Source organism: Stenotrophomonas sp. PS02301, from assembly GCF_029959485.1.
In the GTDB taxonomy this organism is placed as follows: Bacteria; Pseudomonadota; Gammaproteobacteria; order Xanthomonadales; family Xanthomonadaceae; genus Stenotrophomonas; species Stenotrophomonas maltophilia_Z.
The window spans coordinates 1-2,283 of sequence record NZ_JASCOO010000184.1 but is presented as its reverse complement, the minus strand read 5'-3'; the positions used below and the strand labels follow the sequence as shown (position 1 = coordinate 2,283).

The window sequence follows — 2,283 nt, the reverse complement described above, 5'->3', positions numbered from 1 at the left end:
GCCGGCTGCTGGCCGGCACTGCGCCCACGCTCGGTTCATGCGGAGCCGGCCAGCGGCCGGCACTACCGGGCGGGGCAATCGGCGTTTACGACAACGTCCGCCCGCCATCCACGCGCAGCGTGTGCCCGGTGACGAACGCGGCCTCGGTGGCCAGCCAGTACACCGCCTCGGCGATCTCCTCCACCGTGCCGGTGCGGGCCAGCGGCGTGCGCGCCAGCAGCGCCTGCCGGGCGAAATCGTCCTTGCCCTGTTCCGGCCACAGGATGGCCCCAGGGGCGACCGCGTTGACCCGTATCTTGGGCGCCAGCTCCAGCGCCAGTGAGCGGGTGACCATTTCCAGGGCTGCCTTGGCGGCCGCGTACACCGGGTGGTCGCGCATCGGCTGGGTGCCGTGCAGATCGGTCAGGTTGACGATGCTGCCCTGCTGGCGGCGCAGGTGCGGCGCGGCGGCCTGGGCCAGCAGCAGCGGCGCGCGCGCATTGACCGCGAACAGGTCGTCCCACTGCGCGGCGGTGATCTGGCCGAGCAGGGTGGGGTAGAAGTTGGAGGCATTGTTGACCAGCGTGTCCAGCCGGCCGAACTGGGCCACGGTCTGGTCGATCAGGTCGGGCAGGGCATCGGCATCGCGCAGATCCGCCTGAAGGGCCAGCACGCTGCCCGGCCGCAGCATGTCCATGTCGAAGGCCATCTGCTGCAGCTCGGTGGTGGAGGTGTGGGCATGCAGCACCACCGACCAGCCACAGGCGTGGAACTGGCGGGCGATGGCCGCGCCGATCCGGCGCGCGCTGCCGGTGATCAGCGCCACGGGCGCGGTATCGGTCATCGGGGGTACTCCCTGCTCAGGCTATGCTGTGCATTGTCACCGCAATCGCCCGCGCCATGCATTCCCCACTGCCCACCCCCGAATCCGACGCCCTGGCCCACAGCGACGAGCTGGCTGCGGCGCTGCGTGCTGAAATCCTCGCCAACGGCGGCGCGATGCCGTTCTCCCGTTTCATGGAGCTGAGCCTGTATACCCCCGGTTGGGGCTATTACAGCGCCGGCGCGAGCAAGTTCGGTGCCGCCGGCGATTTCACCACCTCGCCGGAGATCGGCGCGCTGTTCGCCGCGACCCTGGCCAATGCGATTGCCCCGGTAATGCAGCAGCTCGGCCCGGAAGCGCGTTTCATGGAAGTCGGTGGCGGCAGCGGCGCGTTCGCCGAAGTGCTGCTCAAGCGCATGCTGGAACTGGACGCACTGCCTGAACGCTACGCGATCCTGGAGCCCAGCGCGGACCTGCGCGAGCGCCAGCGCGAGCGCCTGGAAAAGGCGCTGATCCCGCCGGTGTTCGCCCTGGTGGAATGGCTGGACCGCCCGTTCGATGACGACTGGGACGGCATGGTGTTTGCCAATGAAGTGATCGATGCCTTGCCGACGCCGCGCTTCCTCGCGCGCGATGGCATGGTCTACGAGGAAACCGTCGAACTGGATGCGCAGGGCGCCTTCGTGCGCGGGGCGCAGCCGGCCGATGCGATGCTCACCGCGGCGGTGCGGCATGTGGAGCACTACCGTCAGAAGCCCTTCGCCGATGGGTACCGTTCCGAACTGCTGCCGCAGCTGCCGTACTGGATCCAGGCGATCGCCGGCGGCCTGAAGCGCGGCGCGATGTTGTTCGTCGATTACGGCTACCCGCGCAACGAGTATTACCAGGACGACCGCGACGACGGCACGGTGCGCGCGTTCTATCGCCACCACGTGCACAACGATCTGTACCGCTGGCCGGGCCTGCAGGACCTGACCGCCTCGGTGGATTTCACCGCGTTGGCCGAGTCGGGCACCGGGGCGGGATTCGAACTGGCCGGTTACTGCACGCAGGCCAGTTTCCTGCTCGGGAACGGGCTGGATACGCTGCTGGAGAAAGCCGACGCGCGCACCGACGAGATCGGCCGCGTACGCCTGCGCGATCAGGTGAAAAAGCTGACGCTGCCGACCGAGATGGGCGAGCGCTTCCAGGTGATGGGCTTCCAGCGCGATGTCGATTTCGAACCCGCCTTCGAACTCGGCGATCTGACCTGGCGTCTGTAAGGTGGCGGCGACACCCGTGCTTAAACCGCTGCGCTGGCCACGGTTCTGGCTGGCGCTGTGGTGGCTGGCGGTGCTGGGCACGATCGTGGTCTGCCTGATCCCGCCGCCGCCGATCCCGTTGCCGGAAAACAGCGACAAGGTCGAGCACTTCCTCGCGTATTTTCTGCTGGCCGCATCCGCCGTGCAGATCTACCAGCGTCGCGCGGCCCTGGTCTGGGC

The 2,283-nt window shown here is 68.4% G+C and carries 2 protein-coding genes and 1 pseudogene; 2 read left to right on the top strand and 1 reads right to left on the bottom strand.

What is annotated here, in order from left to right:
- Positions 1-85: 85 nt before the first annotated feature.
- Positions 86-823 (bottom strand): pteridine reductase, encoded by a 738-nt coding sequence (locus QMX81_RS20780; protein WP_121039852.1) that lies wholly within the window; start codon positions 821-823, stop codon positions 86-88.
- A 56-nt stretch (positions 824-879) separates the two neighbouring features.
- Here QMX81_RS20780 and QMX81_RS20775 point away from each other — a divergent pair, with 56 nt between their 5' ends.
- Positions 880-2,064, top strand: coding sequence for a class I SAM-dependent methyltransferase (locus QMX81_RS20775; protein ID WP_282264360.1), 1,185 nt, complete (start codon positions 880-882; stop codon positions 2,062-2,064).
- A gap of 1 nt (position 2,065) precedes the next feature.
- A pseudogene (locus QMX81_RS20770) lies at positions 2,066-2,283 on the top strand (VanZ family protein); the annotation flags it as partial.